At 68.5% G+C, this 20,093-nt stretch carries 17 protein-coding genes; 8 read left to right on the top strand and 9 right to left on the bottom strand.

Features of this window, described 5'->3' with window-relative positions:
- The first annotated feature begins 54 nt into the window (after window positions 1-54).
- A complete protein-coding gene (locus HNP48_RS15495; RefSeq protein ID WP_184858466.1) occupies window positions 55-987 on the top strand; it encodes a LysR family transcriptional regulator in 933 nt (310 codons plus the stop codon).
- 18 nt (window positions 988-1,005) lie between these two features.
- On the opposite strand, the gene HNP48_RS15490 is transcribed toward HNP48_RS15495, so the two are convergent.
- From HNP48_RS15490 to HNP48_RS15480, 3 genes are all read right to left on the bottom strand, one after another.
- On the bottom strand, window positions 1,006-1,965 hold the full coding sequence (locus tag HNP48_RS15490; RefSeq protein ID WP_184858464.1) for an alpha-E domain-containing protein: 960 nt from the start codon (window positions 1,963-1,965) through the stop codon (window positions 1,006-1,008).
- Complete coding sequence (locus tag HNP48_RS15485; protein WP_184858462.1) at window positions 1,965-3,422, bottom strand: circularly permuted type 2 ATP-grasp protein; 1,458 nt, start codon at window positions 3,420-3,422, stop codon at window positions 1,965-1,967. Before HNP48_RS15485 ends, HNP48_RS15490 begins: the two co-directional genes overlap by 1 nt.
- 94 nt (window positions 3,423-3,516) lie before the next feature.
- A complete protein-coding gene (locus HNP48_RS15480; protein WP_184858460.1) occupies window positions 3,517-6,084 on the bottom strand; it encodes a DNA internalization-related competence protein ComEC/Rec2 in 2,568 nt (855 codons plus the stop codon).
- Between the two features lie 145 nt (window positions 6,085-6,229).
- Here HNP48_RS15480 and HNP48_RS15475 point away from each other — a divergent pair, with 145 nt between their 5' ends.
- Window positions 6,230-6,688, top strand: coding sequence for a RidA family protein (locus tag HNP48_RS15475; protein ID WP_184858458.1), 459 nt, complete (start codon window positions 6,230-6,232; stop codon window positions 6,686-6,688).
- A 30-nt stretch (window positions 6,689-6,718) separates the two neighbouring features.
- Here HNP48_RS15475 and HNP48_RS15470 read toward each other — a convergent pair whose 3' ends face one another.
- The 4 genes from HNP48_RS15470 to HNP48_RS15455 form a co-directional block, all read right to left on the bottom strand.
- Entirely contained in the window at window positions 6,719-8,467 is a 1,749-nt protein-coding gene (locus HNP48_RS15470) for a methyl-accepting chemotaxis protein (RefSeq protein ID WP_184858456.1), read from the bottom strand.
- 233 nt (window positions 8,468-8,700) lie between these two features.
- The gene (gene parC / locus HNP48_RS15465; RefSeq protein ID WP_184858454.1) at window positions 8,701-11,058 is read right to left on the bottom strand and encodes a DNA topoisomerase IV subunit A; all 2,358 of its coding nucleotides are present in this window, start codon (window positions 11,056-11,058) and stop codon (window positions 8,701-8,703) included.
- Window positions 11,055-11,900, bottom strand: coding sequence for a lytic transglycosylase domain-containing protein (locus HNP48_RS15460; protein ID WP_184858452.1), 846 nt, complete (start codon window positions 11,898-11,900; stop codon window positions 11,055-11,057). Before HNP48_RS15460 ends, parC begins: the two co-directional genes overlap by 4 nt.
- A complete protein-coding gene (locus HNP48_RS15455; RefSeq protein ID WP_184858450.1) occupies window positions 11,872-13,854 on the bottom strand; it encodes a DNA topoisomerase IV subunit B in 1,983 nt (660 codons plus the stop codon). The genes HNP48_RS15460 and HNP48_RS15455 overlap by 29 nt, the downstream gene beginning before the upstream one ends.
- Window positions 13,855-13,985: 131 nt before the next feature.
- Between HNP48_RS15455 and HNP48_RS15450 the strand changes: the two genes are divergently transcribed.
- The 6 genes from HNP48_RS15450 to HNP48_RS15425 all read left to right on the top strand — a co-directional run bounded on the left by HNP48_RS15450 (window position 13,986) and on the right by HNP48_RS15425 (window position 18,990).
- On the top strand, window positions 13,986-15,203 hold the full coding sequence (locus HNP48_RS15450) for an MFS transporter (protein WP_184858448.1): 1,218 nt from the start codon (window positions 13,986-13,988) through the stop codon (window positions 15,201-15,203).
- A gap of 25 nt (window positions 15,204-15,228) precedes the next feature.
- Window positions 15,229-15,396, top strand: a complete 168-nt coding sequence (locus HNP48_RS15445) for a hypothetical protein (protein WP_184858446.1) — start codon at window positions 15,229-15,231, stop codon at window positions 15,394-15,396.
- Between the two features lie 58 nt (window positions 15,397-15,454).
- Window positions 15,455-16,009 (top strand): bifunctional 2-polyprenyl-6-hydroxyphenol methylase/3-demethylubiquinol 3-O-methyltransferase UbiG, encoded by a 555-nt coding sequence (locus HNP48_RS15440; protein ID WP_184858444.1) that lies wholly within the window; start codon window positions 15,455-15,457, stop codon window positions 16,007-16,009.
- A gap of 32 nt (window positions 16,010-16,041) precedes the next feature.
- Window positions 16,042-16,938: a 4-hydroxy-tetrahydrodipicolinate synthase gene (gene dapA, locus HNP48_RS15435; protein WP_184858442.1), complete on the top strand. Its 897-nt coding sequence runs from the start codon at window positions 16,042-16,044 to the stop codon at window positions 16,936-16,938.
- A 44-nt stretch (window positions 16,939-16,982) separates the two neighbouring features.
- Window positions 16,983-18,080 (top strand): outer membrane protein assembly factor BamC, encoded by a 1,098-nt coding sequence (gene bamC / locus HNP48_RS15430; protein ID WP_184858440.1) that lies wholly within the window; start codon window positions 16,983-16,985, stop codon window positions 18,078-18,080.
- Between the two features lie 73 nt (window positions 18,081-18,153).
- Window positions 18,154-18,990 (top strand): MBL fold metallo-hydrolase, encoded by an 837-nt coding sequence (locus tag HNP48_RS15425; protein WP_184858438.1) that lies wholly within the window; start codon window positions 18,154-18,156, stop codon window positions 18,988-18,990.
- 100 nt (window positions 18,991-19,090) lie between these two features.
- Here the strand turns inward: HNP48_RS15425 and HNP48_RS15420 are convergent, their stop codons facing one another.
- Together HNP48_RS15420 and HNP48_RS15415 are read right to left on the bottom strand one after the other, a co-directional pair.
- The gene (locus tag HNP48_RS15420; protein ID WP_184858436.1) at window positions 19,091-19,339 is read right to left on the bottom strand and encodes a hypothetical protein; all 249 of its coding nucleotides are present in this window, start codon (window positions 19,337-19,339) and stop codon (window positions 19,091-19,093) included.
- 216 nt (window positions 19,340-19,555) lie between these two features.
- A complete protein-coding gene (locus HNP48_RS15415; RefSeq protein ID WP_184858434.1) occupies window positions 19,556-20,092 on the bottom strand; it encodes a hypothetical protein in 537 nt (178 codons plus the stop codon).
- Window position 20,093 lies beyond the last annotated feature (1 nt).

The following is a 20,093-nucleotide window of genomic DNA, read 5'->3' as shown; positions in this document are numbered from 1 at the left end:
GCCAGTGTTGCCCGCCCGCTAAGATGAATCAACGCACTTTCATTGCTGATGGATATGAATGACATTGATATCGGATTCGATCTCAACGGGCTGCGCGTGTTCGAGGCGCTCTACGAGGAAGGCGGCGCCACGCGCGCCGCGCTGCGCCTGTCGCTGACCCAGTCGGCCGTGAGCGCGGCGCTGGGGCGGCTGCGCAAGGTGTATGGCGACCCGCTGTTCACCCGCACCGGCCGGGGCCTGGCGCCCACGCTGCGCGCGCAGGAGCTGCGCCCGGTGATCGGCGAGGCGCTCAACAAATGCCGCGAAAGCCTGGCCCTGGGCACCTCGCCCGCGGCGCGCTACCAGGGCCGCTCGGTGGTGCTGGGCCTGTCGGACGATTTCGAGATCGCCATGGGTCCGTGGCTGGTGCGATTGCTGGCGCAGCATGCGCCGGGGCTGCGCCTGGCCTTTCGCCAGACGCACAGCCAGATCGTGGCCGAGATGCTGATGGCGCGCGAGATCGATCTGGCCATCACGGCCGGCGGCTTCGCCACGCGCTGGCTGAGCCACCAGGCACTGGGCGAAGGTGGCTATGCCTGCGTGGTCGATGCGCCGGCCGCTCGGCGCAGGAAGCCCGCACCGCTCACGGTGCAGGACTATGTGGCGCGCGACCACATCCTGATCTCATCGGGCGGCTTCATCGGTGTGGTGGACGAGGTGCTGGCCGCCCTGGGCCACCAGCGGCGCGTGGTGGCCTCGACCACGCACTTCGCGGCCCTGCCCTACCTGCTCAAGGGCACCCAGGCCGTGGCCACCGTGCCTGCCCACGCCGCCCACGCCATGGCGGGTCTGGCTGGCCTCACGGTGCTGCCCTGCCCCGTGGCCATGCCACGCTTTGCGGTGGAACTGGGTTGGCGCACCGATGCCCTGCGCGACTCGGCCGTGGCGCAGGTGCAGTCGGTGCTGGCAGCCCATTGGGGCGCGATGCCCCTGGCCCCGGGCGGCTGAGGCCGCCCGGGGCCGGCCTCAGTCGGTCGCCGCCACCAGGAAGTCGCGGCTGATGCGGCTGCCCAGCTCGTTCACACGGTCCAGGAACTGCGTGAGGAAGGCATGCAGGCCGGTGGCCAGGATTTCGTCGATGCGGCCGTACTGCAGGTCGGCCAGCAGGCGACCGGCGCGGCGCTGGGTCTCGGACGACTGGTCGTTGGCGAGCACGGCCAGGTTGTCCACCACCTCGCGCATGCTGGCATGCAGCGAGCGCGGCATGTCGCGGCGCAGGATCAACAGGTCGGCCACCCGGCCCGGGGTGATCACGTCGCGGTAGACCTTGCGGTAGACCTCGAAGGCCGAGACGCTGCGCAGGATGGCGCTCCAGTGGTAGAAGTCGTTCTCCTGGTTGCGCTCGCTGGCGCGGCCGAAGAAGTCCTTCTTCACGGCGTGGAACTTCACGTCCAGCAGGCGCGCGGTGTTGTCCGAGCGCTCCAGGAAGGTGCCCATGCGCAGGAAGTGGAAGGCCTCGTCCTGCAGCATGGTGCCCAGCGTGACGCCGCGCGAGAGGTGCGAGCGGTACTTGACCCACTCGAAGAACTGGCCCGGGTCGCGCTCGAAGGCATCGCCCTTGAGCAGGCGCTGCAACTCCAGCCAGGTCTGGTTCTGCGTTTCCCAGATCTCGGTGGTGAGCGCGCCGCGCACGGCACGCGCGTTCTCGCGCGCAGCGCGCAGGCAGGAGACGATGGACGAGGGGTTGTTGCCATCGCGCACCATGAAGTGCAGCACCCGGTCGGGCGTGACATCGCCATGCTTGGCGGTGTAGGCGGGGATCAGCTCGCTGATGGACAGCAGGCCCTCCCAGCCCTCCTGCGCCACGGCGGCGGACTGGGGCAAGAGCGAGGTCTCGTAGCTCACATTGAGCATCCGCGCCGTGTTCTCGGCGCGTTCGGTGTACCTGGACATCCAGAACAGGTGATCGGCTGTGCGGCTGAGCATTACGCGGTCCCTCCTTCTCCAAGCACCCAGGTGTCCTTGGTGCCACCGCCTTGTGATGAATTGACGACCAGCGAGCCCTCCTGCAGGGCCACACGGGTGAGACCACCGGCGACCATCTGCACCTCGCGCCCGCTGAGCACGAAGGGGCGCAGGTCGATGTGGCGCGGCGCGATGCCGGCGTCCACATAGGTCGGGCAGCTCGACAGGCTGAGCGTGGGCTGGCCGATGTAACCGGCCGGGTTGGCCAGCAGCGCGCCGCGGAATTCCTCGATCTCGGCCTTGGTCGCGGCCGGGCCGATGAGCATGCCGTAGCCGCCCGCGCCGTGCACCTCCTTGACCACCAGTTCATGCAGGTGGTCGAGCACGTACTGCAGGTCGTCCTGCTTGCGGCACATCCAGGTGGGCACGTTCTTCAGGATGGGCTCCTGGCCCAGGTAGAAGCGGATCATCTCGGGCACATAGGGGTAGACCGACTTGTCGTCGGCCACGCCCGTGCCCACGGCGTTGCAGATGCCGACGTTGCCCGCGCGGTAGGCCTCCATCAGGCCCGCACAGCCCAGCGTGGAGGTGCGGCGGAACACCTGCGGGTCGAGGAAGTCGTCGTCCACGCGGCGGTAGATCACGTCCACGCGCTGCAGGCCGCGCGTGGTGCGCATGTAGACGAAGCGGTCCTTGACCACCAGGTCCTGGCCCTCGACCAGCTCCACACCCATCTGCTGGGCCAGGAAGGCGTGCTCGAAATAGGCGCTGTTGTGCATGCCCGGCGTGAGCACCACCACGGTGGGTTCATCGGCCGTGGCGGGGGCACTGGCGCGCAGGGTTTCCAGCAGCATGTCGGGGTAGTGGGCCACGGGCGCCACCTTGTGCAGGCTGAACAGGTCGGGAAACAGCCGCATCATCATCTTGCGGTTTTCGAGCATGTAGCTCACGCCGCTGGGCACGCGCAGGTTGTCTTCGAGCACGTAGTACTCGCCCTCGCCCTGGGCATTGGGGGCGCGCACGATGTCGATGCCGGCGATGTGGGCATAGATGTTCTGCGGTACCTGCACGCCCGCCATCTCGGGCCGGTACTGGGCGTTGTGGAGCACCAGGTCGGCCGGCACGATGCCGGCGCGGATGATGTCCTGCCCGTGGTAGACGTCATGGATGAAGCGGTTGAGCGCCGTGACGCGCTGCACCAGGCCCTGCTGCATGCTGGACCATTCGTGCGCAGGGATGATGCGCGGGATCAGGTCGAAGGGAATGAGCCGCTCGTTGCCGGCGCCGTCCTCGTCCTTGGCGCCGTAGACGGCAAAGGTGATGCCCACGCGGCGGAAGATCATCTCCGCCTCGGCCCTGCGGGCCTGCATCACGTCGGGGGGCTGCTTGGACAACCATTGCGCATAGCGCTTGTAGTGTTCTCGCACGTCGCTGCCATCGAAAGGCAGCATGGCGTACATCTCGTCAAATTTCTGCATGAACAACAGGCCTCCTGCAGGCAGGATAGCAAGTTGTGCGCCCAGTTTCCGGAATCAGCCGACTGCGGCAGTACGCCATCAATGCCTTGCTGCACTAACGCGACAAAGCTGGCACCATGCTGTGCTGCCAATAGCGCCGGCCGGATTCGCGCTGGCAGGCCACGCCATCGGGCCGAACCGACGACCAGGTGGCCGCCCCGCAGCGCGCCGACTCGACCACCGCAATGCCACGCGCCTGGTAGCGGGCCAGCACCTCGGGAGCCGGGTGGCCGAAGCGGTTGCGGTAGCCGGCCTGCACCAAAGCGGTGCGCGGCGCCACGGCATCGAGGAAGCCCCCGGTGGACGAGGTCTTGCTGCCATGGTGGGGCACCAGCAGCACATCGGCCTTGAGCGGTGCCTTGCCGGCCACCAGGGCCTGCTCCTGCGCGGTCTCGATGTCGCCCGCCAGCAGCGCCACCGATGGCTGCGCCCCTGCCGCCACGATGCGCAGCACGCAGCTGGCATGGTTGGCGCGCACCACGGCCCCGGCACCGGGTGCAGGGTGCAGCACCTCGAAGGCCACGCCGTCCCATTCCCAGCGCTGGCCTGCCAGGCAGGGTGTGGCCGGGCGCAGGGCCTGCAGTTCGTGACCGGCCTCGATGGAGCCCGTGAGCCGCGCGCCGGGCTGCTGGGCCAGCACGGCCGCCGCGCCGCCCGTATGGTCGGCATCGCGGTGGCTGAGCATGAGCAGGTCCACCCGCTCGCCCAGCGCGCGCAGCAGGGGCACCAGCACGCGGTGGCCGGCATCGCTCTCCAGGCTGAAGCGCGGGCCTGCGTCGTACAGCAGGGTGTGGCTGGCCGTGCGCACCAGCACCGCATTGCCCTGGCCGATGTCGGCGGCCAGCAGCTCGAACTGGCCCGGCGCCGGCCGCCCGGGCTGCCACCACAGCACCGGCAGCACCAGCGGCAGGGCCAGCAGGCGCAAGCGCCAGGGCAGGCGCATGGCCAGCAGCAGGCCGCCGGCCAGGGCGGCCGCACCGGCCCACAGCGGCGCCACGGGCAGGTACAGCACGGCCATGGGCCAGGTGGCCAGCCACTGCAGCAAGGCGGCCAGTGGCTGCAGGCTCCACAGCGCCAGGTTCCACAGCGGCACGCAGAGCACACCGCCCAGCGCCAGCGGCGTGACCACCAGCGTCACCCAGGGGATGGCCACGAGGTTGGCCACAAAACCCACCAGCGAGACCTGGCCGAACAGCAGCAGGCTGAGCGGAGTGAGGGCCAAGGTGACCACCCACTGCTCGCGCAGCAGCGCCAGCACACGCGCCCGGCCCCGGGGCGGCGCGCCGCCCACGGCCCGGGTGTCGGTGGCAAACAGCACCGCCACCGCCACGAAGCTGAGCCAGAAACCCGCCTGGTGCAGTGCCCAGGGGTCCACCCAGACCACGGCCGCGCAGGCCAGCAGCCACACCTGCGGCCAGGGCCAGCGCCGGCCCGAGAGCTGCAGCAGGGCCACGGTGGCCAGCATGGTCACCGTGCGCTGCGCGGGCACACCCCAGCCGCTGAAAAGCGCATACGCGGCCGCCAGCAGCACCCCGGCCACCAGGGCGGCCGAGGGGGCCGGCACGGCCATGCACAGGCGCGGCGAGCGGCGCCACAGCGCGCCGACCGCCAGCGCCGCGAGCCAGGCGAACAAGGTGATGTGCAGGCCGGAAATGCTCATGAGATGCGCCACCCCGGTGGCGCGGAACACATCCCAGTCGGCCCGGTCGATCGCGCGCTGGTCGCCCGTGACCAGGGCCGCCACCACGCCGGCCATGCGCGCACGCCCCGGGTCATCGGGGTCCATGCCCGGTGCCAGGCGTGCCAGGATGGCATCGCGCACCGACTGGCGCGCCTGCTCCACGGGGTACTGCCAGGTGCTGGCCAAGCGCACCGGCGCCTGGTCCTTGGGGCCCGTGCGCACCGTTGCCGTCGCCTGCACGCCCTGCTCCCAGGCCCAGAGCTCGTAGTCGAAGCCATGCGGGTTGCTCAGGCCATGCGGCGCACGCGGGCGGATGGTCATCTCCCAGCGCTCGCCCGCATGCAGGGTGGGCGGGCGGCGCTGCGGCTCCAGCGGCCGCACCGTGGTGGTGGCGCTGGTGGCGCCGAAGAAGAAGCCTCCGTACCAGGAAACGTCCATGCGTTCGGGCAACTGCACGGCCTTGCGCGCGGCCCCCTCACCCTCGCCCGGCAGCCAGGCCGATTCCACATCCAGGCGCAGGCGCACGCCCGCCTCGTTGACCTGCGGCATGGCCGCGATGGTGGCAAGAACACGGATGTTCTGCCCCTCGAGCGCCGGGTCCAGCGCGCCCCGCTGGTAGGCCGTGGCGCGCAGGCCCGTGCTGGCAAACAGCAGACCGGCCCCGGCGCAGGCCACCAGCAGGCGGCACAGCCAGCGCCCTGCAGCCCCGGGCGATCGTGCCCACAGGCCCGACAGCACCCAGGCAGCGGCGGCGCACGCCAGCACCAGCCCATAGCCATGCCAGTGCCACAGCACCGGCTGCTGCAGCTGCAGCGCCGCCCCCACCAGGCTGCCGGCCAGCAGCGCGGGCAGGCGCCACAAGGCCGGCACGTGGCTGCGCAGCGCCGCGACCGCAACGCCGGCAGGGCGGGCTACCACGGCAGCAGCAACAGGGTCGGACATGCACGCATGCTAAACCGCGGGCGCAGCAGGCTTTCGCGGCCGGCCCGGGCACGCGGTGTGTAACACTCGCATGCTGACCGACCCGGCGCTGTCCGCAGCCCTGCGGCCCCGGCAAGTGAACCATCTCAACCGAAGGACGACGACCATGAGCGTTTACGACAAGCTTTCCGAACTGAACATCACCCTGCCTCCCGTCTCCGTGCCTGCGGCCGCCTACGTGCCCTACGTGCAGACCGGCAACCTGGTGTTCCTCTCCGGCCACATCGCACGCAAGGACGGCAAGCCCTGGGCGGCCCAGTTCGGTAACAACATCGGCACCGAGGAAGGCAAGACCGCCGCACGCGCCGTGGCCATCGACCTGCTGGGCACGCTGCATGCCGCCACCGGCGGGGACCTGAACCGCATCAAGCGCATCGTGAAGGTGATGAGCCTGGTGAACTCGACCGGCGACTTCACCGAGCAGCACCTGGTGACCAATGGTGCGAGCGAATTGTTCGGCCAGGTGTTCGGCGACAAAGGCGTGCATGCACGCAGCGCCTTCGGCGTGGCACAGATTCCGATGGGCGCCTGCGTCGAGATCGAACTCATCGCAGAACTGGCCTGACGCCTGCCGGGGGCGCATCGCGCCCCGGGTTCAGAACGACTCCCAGTCCTCCTCCGCGCCCTGGGCCAGGGCCGGTGAGCGTGCGGGCGCAGGCTTGGCAGGTGCGGCAGCCTTGGCCGCTGGCTTGCTGGCCGCCTGGGTGATGCGGGGCGCAGCGGTCTTGGTGGCCGGTGCCGCCGGCCGGGCCGCAGGCGTGTGCGCCGCGCGCATGGGCGGTGCCACGCCGCCATAGGCCGCGCCGTTGACCTTGAACACCGAGACCACCTGGGCCAGGTGTTCGGCCTGCTCGCGCAGGCTTTGCGCGGCGGCGGCGCTTTGTTCGACCAGGGCGGCGTTCTGCTGGGTCATCTGGTCGAGGTTGCCCACGGCCTGGTTGACCTGCGAGATGCCTGCGCTCTGCTCGGACGATGCAGCGGTGATCTCGCCAATCATGTCGGTCACGCTCTGCACCGAGCGCACGATGTCGGTCATGGTGCTGCCGGCATCGGCCACCAGGCGGCTGCCGGTCTCGACCTTTTCCACCGAGGCGCTGATCAGCGTCTTGATCTCCTTGGCGGCCTCGGCGCTGCGCTGCGCCAGGTTGCGCACCTCGCTGGCCACCACGGCAAAGCCGCGGCCCTGCTCGCCGGCGCGGGCCGCTTCCACGGCGGCATTGAGCGCCAGGATGTTGGTCTGGAAGGCGATGCCGTCGATCACACCGATGATGTCGTTGATCTTCTTGCTGCTGTGGTTGATGTCCTCCATGGTGGAGACCACCTGGGTCACCACCGCGCCACCGCGCTCGGCCACGCCCGTGGCGCCTGCCGCCAGGGTGCTGGCCTGGCGGGCGCTGCTGGCGCTTTGTGCAATGGTGCTGGTGAACTGCTCCATGGCCGCCGCCGTCTGCTGCAGGTTGCTCGAGGTCTGCTCGGTGCGCGCCGACAGGTCGTGGTTGCCGGTGGCGATCTCGGCGCTGGCGATGGCGATGCTGTCGGTGCTCTGGCGCACCTGGTGCACCATGCGCCCGAGCGAGTCGCTCATCGCGTACTGCGAGCGCAGCAGGTCGCCGAACTCGTCGCCGCGCGTGACCGAGCCCTGCTCGCTCAGGTCGCCCGCAGCGATCTTGGCCGCCAGGTCATTGGCCTGCGCCAGCGGGCGCTGGATGCTGCCGATCAGGTAGTAGGCGCCCGCAATGATGGCGGCCAGCAGCGCCGCCACGGCCACGGCCGCGATCTTCACCGTGAGCATGCGCGATGCGGACATCTCGGCCAGCCGGGTCTGTGCGGTGGTCTGCTGCAGGTCCACGAACTCGCGCAGCGCCGTGAGGTAGGCCGCCACCGCCGGGTTGTAGGTCTGCTTGACCAGGGTGACCGCCTCGTCGGCCTTGCCATCGGCCTTGAGCTGGCGCGCCTTGCCGCGCAGGTCGATCATGGTCTTGCGTGCATCGGCGATCTTGGCCATCTGGGCCTTGTCCACGTCGGACAGGGCCATGCCCTCGAGTGCCTTCTGCACCTCGGTGATCTGCGCCGAGGTGGCTGCGATCACGTCCTTGAATTCGGCCTCGACCGCCGCATCGCTGCTCACGATGAGCGCCTGCGTGCGGGCGGCATTGGTCTCGGTCAGGCCCGCCCAGCGGATGGCGGTGTTCACACGGGTCTGCATTTCGCGCGACACCGCATCGGCCTCGGCCTGCACCTTGGCCGAGCGGTAGGCCGAGAAGCCCACCACACTGGCCAGCATGACCACGATGAAAATGACGGCGAGCCACAGTTTCTGGGCAATCCGGATGCGTTGGAACATCATGGTCTCCTGTCGTTGTCGATGGTTTCAAGGTCAGCCGGCCAGCGCCGGGAGGGCTTTGCAGCATCGTCGCACAAACCGGCATCCACCCCTGCCCTGCGCCATGGCAGACACTTTTTTACACATATGGTGCGCCCGTTCCCGCCATTCGTCCAATCCGTAGCAACCCGTGGAATGCTGCAACGCACAAAAAAGCCACCCCGCAGGGTGGCTTGCAGGCGACGCGGAGTCGCTTATTCGACGCGCACCACCGCCGAAGGCTTGAAGCCCAGATCGGCCGCCTTGCCCTTGCGCCCGCGCGCCGCCCGGGCGTTGTTGAGCGAGCGGATCTCCAGCGTCTCCTCGCGCTCTTTGCCACCCCGGCCGATGCCATCGATGCGGATGCTGCGCGTGTAGGCCGCGGCACCTGCCAGCGTGTCCTTGGCCTCCAGGTCGATCAGCATCAGGCCGCGGCCGCCATTGGCCATGGTCTTGAGTTCGCTGATCTCGAAGGTCAGGATGCGCCCGCCCACCGAGGCGCAGGCCACGTGGGTGGCCGGGGCCAGCGGCTGCCCGCCGCTGCTGCCCGCGGCATGCGAGGGCGGGCAGACGGTCTCGCCCTCGCCCAGCGTGAGAAAGGCCTTGCCGCCCTTCTGGCGCGAGACCATGTTCTCCACCGAGGCGATGAAGCCATAGCCACCCGAGTTGGACAGCAGCAGGCTGGCGCTGGCCGGCCCGGCAAAGTAGTGCAGCAACTGCGTGCCCGATTCGAGTTCGATCAGCGTGGTCACGGGCTGGCCATCGCCACGCGCGCCCGGCAGCACCGACACCGGCACCGAGTACACGCGGCCATTGCTGCCAAACGCCAGCAGGGTGTCGACCGTGCGGCACTCGAAGGTGCGGTACAGGCCATCGCCCGCCTTGAAGGCAAAGCTCGCGGCCTCATGGCCATGGCCCGTGCGCGCGCGCACCCAGCCCTTTTGCGAGACCACCACGGTCACGGGCTCGTCCACCACCTTGACCTCGGCCACGGCCTTCTTCTCGGCCTGGATCAGCGTGCGGCGCGCATCGGCAAAGGTCTTGGCGTCGGCCTCGATCTCCCGGGCCATCAGGCGGCGCAGCGAGCCGGGGTTGTTCAAAATGTCTTCGAGCTTGCCCTGGCTTTCGCGCAGGTCCTTGAGGTCCTGCTCGATCTTGATCGCTTCGAGCCGCGCCAGCTGGCGCAGGCGGATTTCCAGGATGTCCTCGGCCTGGCGGTCCGACAGCGCAAAGCGCGCGATCAGCGAGGCCTTGGGGTCCTCGGCCTGGCGGATGATGGCGATCACCTCGTCGATGTTGAGCAGCACGAGCTGCCGCCCTTCGAGGATGTGGATGCGGTCCAGCACCTTGTCCAGGCGGTGCTGCGAGCGGCGGGTGATGGTGGTCTGGCGGAAGGAGATCCACTCCTCCAGCATCTGGCGCAGCGACTTCTGCACCGGGCGGCCGTCCAGGCCCACCATGGTCAGGTTGATCGGGGCCGAGGTTTCCAGGCTGGTGTGCGCCAGGAGGGCCGTGATCAGTTCCTGCTGCGGGATCTTGCCGGTCTTGGGCTCGAACACCAGGCGCACCGGGGCGTCCTTGCTCGACTCGTCGCGCACCACATCCAGCACGGCCAGCATGCTGGCCTTGAGCTGGGTCTGCTCCTGCGTGAGCGCCTTCTTGCCGGTCTTGACCTTGGGGTTGGTGATTTCCTCGATCTCTTCGAGCACCTTCTGCGTGCTCACGCCAGGCGGCAGCTCGTTGACCACCAGTTGCCACTGGCCGCGCGCCAACTCCTCGATCTTCCAGCGCGCGCGCACCTTGAGGCTGCCACGGCCCGTGCGGTAGGCATCGGCGATGTCGCTGGCGCTGCTGATGATCTGCCCACCGCCGGGGTAGTCGGGCCCCGGCACCAGGGCCATGAGGTCTTCCTGCGAGAGCGCGGGCGTCTTGATCAGCGCAATGCAGGCGTCGGCGATCTCGCGCAGGTTGTGGCTCGGGATTTCGGTGGCCAGGCCCACGGCAATGCCGCTGGCGCCATTGAGCAGCGCAAACGGCAGGCGCGCGGGCAACTGGCGCGGCTCGGAGGTAGAGCCGTCGTAGTTGGGCATGAAATCGACCGTGCCCTCGTCGATCTCGTCGAGCAGCAGGCTGGTGATGCGCGACAGGCGTGCCTCGGTGTAGCGCATGGCCGCGGCGCCGTCGCCGTCGCGGCTGCCGAAGTTGCCCTGGCCGTCGATCAGCGGGTAGCGCTGGGCAAAGTCCTGCGCCATGCGCACCAGCGCGTCGTAGGCCGACTGGTCGCCATGCGGGTGGAAGCGGCCCAGCACATCGCCCACCACGCGGGCGCTCTTGACCGGCTTGGCCGCCGTGTTGCGCGTGGGGCCGCTGTAGCCCAGGCCCATGCGGTCCATGGAGTACAGGATGCGCCGCTGCACGGGCTTCAAGCCATCGCAGACGTCGGGCAGGGCCCGGCCCTTCACGACCGAAAGCGCGTACTCCAGGTAGGCGCGCTGCGCGTAGCCGGCCAGGCCCAGGGAATCATCGCCGCCGTCGTCGGAGGCCGGGAAATCGAGAGTGGGTTGGTCGCTCATTCGTTCTTGTGGGATTCAGGTTCAGTCATTGCGGGCGTCTGCGCCACGCGGTCGGGCGGCAGGTTGCCCCGGTTCAGGGCGCCGCCCTGCAGTTCCATGCGCACGCGGCCCGTGGCGGTGCGCGGGTTCTTCACAGGTGCCGGCGGCTTGAGCTGGGCGTACAGGCCCAGCACGGTGCGCACGTAGTTCTGCGTTTCCTTGTAGGCCGGGATCTGGTTGCCGGCACGCTGCACGGCGCCCTCGCCCGCGTTGTAGGCGGCCAGCGCCAGGTCCAGGCGTTCGGGGAACAGGTCGAGCAGGTGGCGCAGGTAGCGCGTGCCCGTGGGCACGTTCACGGCCGGATCGGTGAGCTTCTTCTCTACCGAGCGCTTGGCGTCGGCGTTCACGCCGAAGCGCGCCGCCGTGGCCGGCATCACCTGCATGAGCCCCACCGCGCCCTTGGGCGAGACGGCATCGGCATCGAAGCCCGACTCCGTGGCAATCAGGGCCTGCAACAGTTCATAGTCCACGTCGTGCTTGGCCGCCGCAGCGCGCAGATGGTGCTTCACGCGCTTGTAGTCCGGCGCGATGTCGAAAAAGGCCAGCAGCCTTGCCCCCGCCGGTGGCAAGGCATGGGGCAGAGGCTGCGCGCCAGAGGGCCCGTCGCGCGTGGAGTCGAACTCGTTGCCCTTGAAGAACAGCTGGTAGTTGGCATCCACCTGCTCGGACGCGAAATGGGTCACGCCGCGCGGATCGACATAGGCCCAGAGGTCGGCCTGGGCGGCCGTCTGCGCCAGGCCCAGCACCAGGCCTGCGCACAGCAGTCGCAGCCGCTCAGATGTCGATCTCGACCGCATCACCATGCAGTTCCATCAGCTCGCGGCGCGAGGCCGCCTCGCCCTTGCCCATGAGCTTGGTGATCAGGCCCTCGGTCGCGGCGAAGTCCATGCCGCCCAGTTCCACGGGCAGCAGGCGGCGGGTGTCGGGGTTGAGCGTGGTTTCCCACAGCTGCTCGGCGTTCATCTCGCCCAGGCCCTTGAAGCGGCTGATCTGGCACTTCTCACGTGCCACGCCGTCCTTGGCGCATTTGTCGAGGATGGCGGTGAGCTCGCCGTCATCGAGCGCATACATCTTGGCCGCGGGCTTCTTGCCGCGCGCAGGCACGTCCACACGGAACAGCGGGGGGCGCGCCACGTAGATGTGGCCAGCCTCGATGAGCTTGGGGAAGTGGCGGAAGAACAGCGTGAGCAGCAGCACCTGGATGTGCGAGCCGTCCACGTCGGCGTCCGACAGGATGCAGACCTTGCCGTAGCGCAGGCCCGAGAGGTCGGGCGTGTCGTTCGGGCCGTGCGGGTCCACGCCGATGGCCACCGAGATGTCGTGGATCTCGTTGTTGGCAAACAGGCGGTCACGCTCCACCTCCCAGGTGTTGAGCACCTTGCCGCGCAGCGGCAGGATGGCCTGGCTTTCCTTGTCGCGGCCCATCTTGGCGCTGCCGCCGGCCGAGTCGCCCTCGACCAGGAAGACCTCGTTGTGCGCGATGTCGCGGCTTTCGCAGTCGGTGAGCTTGCCGGGCAGCACGGCCACGCCCGAGCCCTTGCGCTTTTCGACCTTCTGGCCGGCCTTCTGGCGCGTCTGCGCAGCCTTGATGGCCAGTTCGGCGAGCTTCTTGCCGTAGTCCACATGCTGGTTGAGCCACAGTTCGAGCGTGGGGCGCACGAAGCCCGAGACCAGGCGCACGGCGTCGCGCGAGTTCAGGCGCTCCTTGATCTGGCCCTGGAACTGCGGGTCCAGCACCTTGGCCGAGAGCACGTAGCTGGCGCGCGCGAACACGTCCTCGGGCAGCAGCTTGACGCCCTTGGGCAGCAGGCTGTGCAGCTCGATGAAGCTCTTGACGGCATTGAACAGGCCGTCGCGCAGGCCGCTTTCGTGCGTGCCGCCGGCGCTGGTGGGGATCAGGTTGACGTAGCTCTCGCGCATGGGCTGGCCGTCTTCGGTGAAGGCCACGCACCAGGCAGCGCCTTCGCCCTCGGCAAAGCTCTCGTTGTTGCGGTCGGCATAGCCCTCGCCCTCGAAGAGCGGGATCACCGGGTCGCCACTGAGCGTCTGCATCAGGTAGTCGCGCAGGCCGCCCTTGTACTGCCAGGTCTGGGTGTCGCGCGTCTTTTCGTTGACCAGGGTCACCGACACGCCGGGCATCAGCACGGCCTTGCTGCGCAGCAGGTGGGTGAGCTCGCCCATGGGCAGCGCGCTCGACTCGAAGTACTTGGCATCGGGCCAGGCGCGCACGGTCGTGCCCTGCTTGCGCTCGCCGGCCTCCAGCGCGCGCGCCACCAGGGGTTCGACCACGTCGCCGGCCGAGAACACCAGGCGCGCGACCTTGCCTTCGCGGTGGCTGCTCACTTCCAGCCGGGTGGCCAGGGCGTTGGTCACGCTCACGCCCACGCCGTGCAGGCCGCCCGAGAAGCTGTAGGCGCCGCCCTTGCCCTTGTCGAACTTGCCGCCCGCATGCAGGCGGGTGAACACCAGCTCGATCACCGGGGCCTTTTCCTCAGGGTGCATGCCGAAGGGGATGCCACGTCCGTCGTCCTCGATGCTGACCGAGCCGTCGGTGTGCAGCGTGACCTTGATCTTCTTGCCATGGCCGGCCAGCGCCTCGTCGGCGGCGTTGTCCAGCACCTCCTGGATGATGTGCAGGGGGTTGTCGGTGCGGGTGTACATGCCCGGGCGCTGCTTGACGGGCTCCAGGCCCTTGAGCACGCGGATCGAACCCTCGGAATATTCGCTGGCGGAAACGGAAGACGGTTTGGCAGACATGCGGCGGATTGTAGTGCGGCGACGCAGAAAAAACTGTATAAAAAAACAGGTATTTGCCTGTAGAAAGACCGGCAACTGTACTGCTTGGCCGTGTGCCGGCAGATCGCGGCCAATCTGGCTACATTCTGCGCATGTCTATGAATCCTCCGAAACTGTCCATGTTCCAGGTGCTCGCGTGTGGCGCAGCCATCGTGACCCTGTCCATGGGCACGCGCCACGGCTTCGGCCTGTGGCTGCAGCCCATCACCCAGGAAATGGGCTGGACGCGCCAGACCTTCGCGCTGGCCATCGCCATCCAGAACCTCTCCTGGGGCCTGATCGGCATCTTCGCCGGCATGGCGGCCGACCGCTTCGGTGCCTTCCGCGTGCTGCTGGCCGGCGCCGCGCTGTACGCTGCGGGCCTGGCCGGCATGGCCCTGTCGCCCACCCCGCTGCTGTTTGCACTGACCACGGGTGTACTGATCGGCGCCGCCCAGGCGGGCACGACCTACGCCGTGATCTACGGCGTCCTGGGCCGCCAGATCGCACCCGAGAAGCGCTCCTGGGCCATGGGTGTGGCCGCGGCGGCCGGCTCCTTCGGCCAGTTCCTCATGGTGCCCCTGGAAGGCTGGCTGATCGCCAGCTTCGGCTGGCAGCAGGCGCTGCTGACCTTGTCGCTGGCGGTGCTGCTCATCGTGCCCCTGGCCTTTGGCCTGCGCGAGCCAGGCTTCAAGGGCACGGCCCCGGTCAAGCGCGACCAGACCGTCGCCCAGGCGCTGCTGGAGGCCTTTCGCTACCCCAGTTTCACCCTGCTCATGGCGGGCTACTTCGTCTGCGGCTTCCAGGTGGTGTTCATCGGCGTGCACATGCCCAGCTACCTCAAGGACAACGGCCTCTCGCCCCAGGTGGCCAGCTACGCGCTGGCGCTGATCGGCCTGTTCAACGTGTTCGGCACCTACATCGCCGGTACCCTGGGCCAGCGCCTGCAAAAGCGCTACATCCTGGCCTTCATCTACTTTGCGCGGGCCGTGGCCATCGCCATCTTCCTGGTGGCGCCGCTGTCGCCGGCCTCGGTCTACATCTTCTCGGCCGTGATGGGCACGCTGTGGCTGTCCACCATCCCGCCGACCAATGCCACCATCGCCCAGATCTTCGGCGTGCAGCATCTGTCCATGCTGGGCGGCTTTGTGTTCTTCAGCCACCAGATCGGCAGCTTCCTGGGCGTCTGGCTGGGCGGCTACCTCTACGACGCCACGGGCAGCTACGACATCGTCTGGTACATCGCCATCGCCCTGGGCGTGTTCGCGGCCCTGGTGAACCTGCCGGTCAAGGAAAGCCCTATCCAGCGCAGGGCCCCGGTTCCTGCATGATGGCGGGTTGAAATACCTGATCTCCATGCCTGCCACGCCCGAACCGACACCCTCGCACGCCCCGGCCCTGCCGCTGGTGTGGCGGGTGCTGGCCTGGACGGCCTCCATCCTGGCCTGCCTGGCGGTGTTCGGCCTGTACACGGCCCCAGAATTCATGGTGCTGCTGGCCGACAAGGTATGGAGCTGCTTCTAGGGCTTCCCCTGTGGGCGCTGGGCGCTCCCATTTCAATAGCAAAATCAACCACCACCGGATGCGCGGATCTGAATTTCCCTCGGACTGGGTGCGCCGCTGGTCGCACCTGATCGCCCCGGGCAGCACGGTGCTTGATGTGGCCTGCGGTGCCGGGCGCCACCTGCGTTGGCTGCACGGCCTGGGCCATGCGGTGGTGGGCGTGGACCGATCCGCCGAGGCGGTGGCGGCATCGGCCCACCTGGGCGAAATGGTCTGCGCCGACATTGAAAACGGCCCCTGGCCCTTTGCCGGGCGCCAGTTCGGCGCGGTGGTGGTCACCAACTACCTCTGGCGGCCGCTGTTCCCCACCCTGGTGGCCAGCCTGGCCCCGGGCGGCGTACTGGTCTATGAAACCTTTGCACACGGTAACGAAACCGTGGGCCGCCCTGCGCGGCCCGAATTCCTACTGCAGCCCGGTGAATTGCTGGCCGCCTGCGCCAGCCTGCGCACGGTGGCCTACGAGGACGGCTTCCTCGAAGAACCCGCGCGTTTCGTGCAACGCATCACGGCGGTGCGGGAACTTGGGGGTACCGGGGAGCCACCAAGACATCGGCTGGCCAGCCGGCCTAGTTAGAATGCTCTTTTATCCCGTTCACCCCTGCGGACATGACATCTTCCTCCGTGCCTCTCACCGGCAGCATCGTCGCCCTCGTCACCCCCTTGCATGAGGACGGTAGCGTCGACTACCCGGCGCTGCGCAAACTGATCGACTGGCACATCGCCGAAGGCACCGACTGCATCGGCGTCGTGGGCACCACGGGCGAGTCGCCCACGGTGAACGTCGAAGAGCATTGCGAGATCATCCGCGTGTCCGTGGAGCAGGCCGCCAAGCGCGTGCCCATCATGGCCGGCTGCGGCGCCAATTCCACGGCCGAGGCCATCGAACTGGCGCGCTTCGCCAAGAAGGTGGGCGCCGACTCGCAGCTGCAGGTCGTGCCCTACTACAACAAGCCCACGCAAGAGGGCCAGTACCAGCATTTCAAGGCCATTGCCGAGGCCGTGGGCGACCTGCCCACCATTCTGTACAACGTGCCCGGCCGCTCGGTGGCCGACATGCAGCACGACACCGTGCTGCGCCTGGCCCAGGTGCCGGGCATCATCGGTATCAAGGAAGCCACAGGCAATATCGAGCGCGCGCAGTGGCTGATCCGCGAAGCCCCCAAGGGTTTTGGCATCTACTCGGGCGACGACCCGACCGCCGTGGCCCTGATGCTGTGCGGTGGCCATGGCAACGTGAGCGTGACGGCCAACGTGGCCCCGCGCCTGATGCACGAGCTGTGCGTGGCCGCGACGAGCGGCAACGTGCAGCGCGCGATGGAGATCCAGTTCCAGCTGATGCCCGTGCACAAGCAGCTCTTCGTCGAAGCCAATCCCATCCCCGTGAAGTGGGCCGTGGCCCGCATGGGGCTGTGCGGTGGCACCCTGCGCCTGCCCATGACCCCGCTCACCCAGGCCAATGAGGCCGTGGTCGAAGCGGCCCTGCGCTCGGCCGGCCTGATCTAACAACCCGGGCTGCGCCCGAACCCTGACACTCCAAGGAACTTCGCGTGAACGCTGTTACTACCCGTGCGGGCCTGCTGGCCCTGGCCGTGGCCCTGTCTGCCTGCTCCGTCCTCGAAGGCGACAAGATCGACTACAAGAGCGCTGCCAAGGGCTCCACGCTGGAGGTGCCTCCCGACCTCACGCAGCTCTCGCGCGATTCCCGCTACAACGTGCCCGGCGGCGCCGTCTCGGCCGCTGCCCTGCAGGCCAGCCAGGCGGCCCAGCCCTCGGGCACGGCCAACGCGGCCGCCACGCAGCTGGGTGATGTGCGCATCGAGCGCGAGGGCAACAAGCGCTGGCTGGTGATCGACCGCCCCGCCGACAAGCTGTGGGAGCCCGTGCGCGACTTCTGGCTGGAAAACGGCTTCACGCTGGACACCGACCAGGCCAACCTGGGCATCATGGAAACCGACTGGGCAGAAAACCGCGCCAAGCTGCCGCAGGACCTGATCCGCTCCACGCTGGGCAAGGTGATTGACTCGCTGTACTCCACGGGCGAGCGCGACCGCTTCCGCACGCGCCTGGAGCGCAATGCCAAGGGCGGCACCGAGATCTACATCACGCACCGCGGCATGGTCGAGGTCTACAGCAACACCAGCAAGGACCAGACCGTGTGGCAGCCGCGCGCAGCCGACCCCGAGCTGGAAACCGAATTCCTGCGCCGCCTGATGGTCCGTCTCGGCGTGAGCCAGGAGCAGTCCAAGGCCGTCGTGGCCGCCGCTGCCGCCCCCGCGGCGAAATCGGCCACCGTGAGCACGGTGAACAATGTGCCCGTGGTGCAGATCAGCGAAGGTTTTGACCGCGCATGGCGCCGTGTCGGCGTGGCCCTGGACCGCACCGGCTTCACCGTGGAAGACCGCAACCGCAACGAAGGCCTGTACTTCGTGCGCTATGTGGCCCCCAATGCCGACAAGAAGGAGACCGGCTTCTTCGGCAAGCTGTTCACCCGCACGCCGGCCGCCGTGCCGCCGCTCAAGTACCGCATCGTGGTGCGCAGCCAGGGCGAATCGACCACCGTGTCGGTGCTCAACGAAGCCGGCGCCCCCGAGTCCTCGGCCAATGCCGAGCGCATCGTGCGCGTGATCGCAGACGATCTCAAGTAAGCCCAACCACCACCCACTGATTGCGCCTGGTCGCCACCTTGCAGGGTGGGGCCCAGGCGCAATGCATTTCAAGATGCTGCGTTTGAAGAACCTGGCCAGCGGCAGCGCCGGCAATGCGACGGTGGTGGAGGCCAGCGACGGCCTGCACACGCGCCGCCTGCTGGTCGATTGCGGCATCGGCCCGCGCCAGCTGGAGACGCGCCTGGCGGCGGCAGGCCTGCAGATCGGGCAGATCGACGGCCTGTTCATCACCCACGAGCACTCCGACCACATCGGCTGCGCCCATGCGCTGGCCCTGCGCCACCGCATTCCGGTGTGGATGAGCCAGGGCACGCACATGGCCATCGGTGCCCCCGATTTCGATGGCCTGCTGACCCTGGCCCGCGACCTGCAGCCGATCGAGCTGGGCCCGCTGTCGTTTCGGCCCTTCACCGTGCCGCACGATGCACGCGAGCCTCTGCAGCTGCGCTGCACCGACGGTGCCCACGACCTGGCCCTGCTCACCGACCTGGGCCACGCCACGCCCCATGTGCTGCAGCAGGTGGCGGGCTGCCACGCGCTGTTCATCGAGGCCAACCACGACCCGGACCTGCTGGCCGCCTCGGCCTACCCGGCCTTTCTCAAACGCCGCGTGGGCGGCGCCTATGGCCACCTGGCCAACCAGGCCACGGCCGCCATCGTGCAGGCCGTGCGGCACGAAGGCCTCAAGTGGGTGGCCGCCGCCCACCTGAGCGCACGCAACAACACGCCCGACCTGGCCCGCCAGGCGCTGGCCGGCGCGCTGCAGTGGGCACCGGAGCTCATCGTGGTGGCCGACCAGGCCCTGGGCACGGGCTGGCTCACCGTGGGCGAGCAGCCCGCGCCGGCGGGCCCCTTGTCACCGCCGCCCCTGCCCACCTCCCTGTTCTGAGCCGAGCAGCCACCAACGGGCGAAAAAAAACCCGCACTCTGTCGAGGGCGGGTTCTTGAACCGGAGGCTGCGCCAGGGCGCGGCCAGGGTTCAGGCGTGCTTAGTTCGAAGCAGCGCTGGCAGCAGCGGTAGCGGCCGTGGCAGCAGCGTTGGCGGCAGCAGCGGCGTCCGAAGCGGCAGGAGCAGCGTCGGAAGCAGCAGGAGCGGCTTCGGAAGCGGCAGGAGCGGCTGCTGGAGCGGGGGCTTCCACGGGTGCTGGCGCAGGTGCTGGAGCGGGTTCTTCCTTCTTGCCGCAAGCGGCGAGGGCAGCAGCAGCGATCAGGGCGGCCAGAACGAGAGAGTTCTTCATTGGGTTTTTCCTAGTTGGACAGACAGAAATCTTGAAAAGCCACGGCGCCCGGCTCCAAAAAAGCCCTTGCGCATTGGCACAGTGCACTTGAGTAGCACCATTTCGGCGCAGCCGCCGATTATATTGGCATTTAGTCAATACTGACTAACACCGATGCAAGGTTTACCGTGCCTTCACATGGTGCAAGGTCTGGAAACACCAAGTCGGGCGGTTGTCCTACAGCCCGAGGGTCGAGGCAGGGAAGCCCGGCGCACTCTTTCCGTGCAGCCAGTCGTTGAGGGTTTCGCGCACCAGCACGCGGCGGTCGGGCTCGCTGCCCGTGACACCGACCGAGCGCTCAGGGTCCAGCCGGTGCATCACCCACTGCGGCGACCATAACACACTGGGAATGTCGAGCGGGTCGGCCGATCCCGCACGGCGGCAGGTGATGATGTGGTCCCAGGTGCCGCGCCAGCGCACGAAGCGCGCATGGCGCCGGATCACGTCGTCGTAGGAGCCGGCCAGCATGGTGAAGCGCCGGCCCGTCTTGGCCCAAGCCTGCAGCGACTCGGCCACGGCACGCTCGCCCAGCGGCCAGTCGTGGAAATTGGCATCGCTGACCACGATCTCCCCCCAACCCTCGCGCGCCGCCGTGGCCAGCGCATCGCGCACCAGCTGGATGAAGGTCTCGCGGCTGGCAAAGCGGCCGGACGGCAGCCCGGCCGGCGGCGCGGACGCACCGTCCGCGGCAGTGGTGGTGAGATCCTGGGTCACG

Origin of the sequence: Acidovorax soli, from assembly GCF_014207955.1 — a bacterium.
Classification (GTDB): Bacteria; Pseudomonadota; Gammaproteobacteria; order Burkholderiales; family Burkholderiaceae_C; genus Acidovorax; species Acidovorax soli_A.
The sequence above is the reverse complement of the archived record's forward strand: the minus strand, read 5'-3'. Positions and strand labels throughout refer to the sequence as shown.

Excerpts from the sequence above, each read along its gene's own strand:
- HNP48_RS15425 (WP_184858438.1), top strand. The coding sequence starts at position 18,154 with ATGCTGCGTTTGAAGAACCTGGCCAGCGGCAGCGCCGGCAATGCGACG.
- HNP48_RS15460 (WP_184858452.1), bottom strand. The coding sequence starts at position 11,900 with ATGGTGATGCGGTCGAGATCGACATCTGAGCGGCTGCGACTGCTGTGC.
- HNP48_RS15440 (WP_184858444.1), top strand. The coding sequence starts at position 15,455 with ATGCGCGGATCTGAATTTCCCTCGGACTGGGTGCGCCGCTGGTCGCAC.
- HNP48_RS15495 (WP_184858466.1), top strand. The coding sequence starts at position 55 with ATGAATGACATTGATATCGGATTCGATCTCAACGGGCTGCGCGTGTTC.
- HNP48_RS15445 (WP_184858446.1), top strand. The coding sequence starts at position 15,229 with ATGCCTGCCACGCCCGAACCGACACCCTCGCACGCCCCGGCCCTGCCG.
- HNP48_RS15490 (WP_184858464.1), bottom strand. The coding sequence starts at position 1,965 with ATGCTCAGCCGCACAGCCGATCACCTGTTCTGGATGTCCAGGTACACC.
- HNP48_RS15470 (WP_184858456.1), bottom strand. The coding sequence starts at position 8,467 with ATGTTCCAACGCATCCGGATTGCCCAGAAACTGTGGCTCGCCGTCATT.
- HNP48_RS15475 (WP_184858458.1), top strand. The coding sequence starts at position 6,230 with ATGAGCGTTTACGACAAGCTTTCCGAACTGAACATCACCCTGCCTCCC.
- HNP48_RS15455 (WP_184858450.1), bottom strand. The coding sequence starts at position 13,854 with ATGTCTGCCAAACCGTCTTCCGTTTCCGCCAGCGAATATTCCGAGGGT.
- HNP48_RS15480 (WP_184858460.1), bottom strand. The coding sequence starts at position 6,084 with ATGTCCGACCCTGTTGCTGCTGCCGTGGTAGCCCGCCCTGCCGGCGTT.
- parC (WP_184858454.1), bottom strand. The coding sequence starts at position 11,058 with ATGAGCGACCAACCCACTCTCGATTTCCCGGCCTCCGACGACGGCGGC.
- HNP48_RS15450 (WP_184858448.1), top strand. The coding sequence starts at position 13,986 with ATGTCTATGAATCCTCCGAAACTGTCCATGTTCCAGGTGCTCGCGTGT.
- dapA (WP_184858442.1), top strand. The coding sequence starts at position 16,042 with ATGACATCTTCCTCCGTGCCTCTCACCGGCAGCATCGTCGCCCTCGTC.
- HNP48_RS15485 (WP_184858462.1), bottom strand. The coding sequence starts at position 3,422 with ATGCAGAAATTTGACGAGATGTACGCCATGCTGCCTTTCGATGGCAGC.
- HNP48_RS15420 (WP_184858436.1), bottom strand. The coding sequence starts at position 19,339 with ATGAAGAACTCTCTCGTTCTGGCCGCCCTGATCGCTGCTGCTGCCCTC.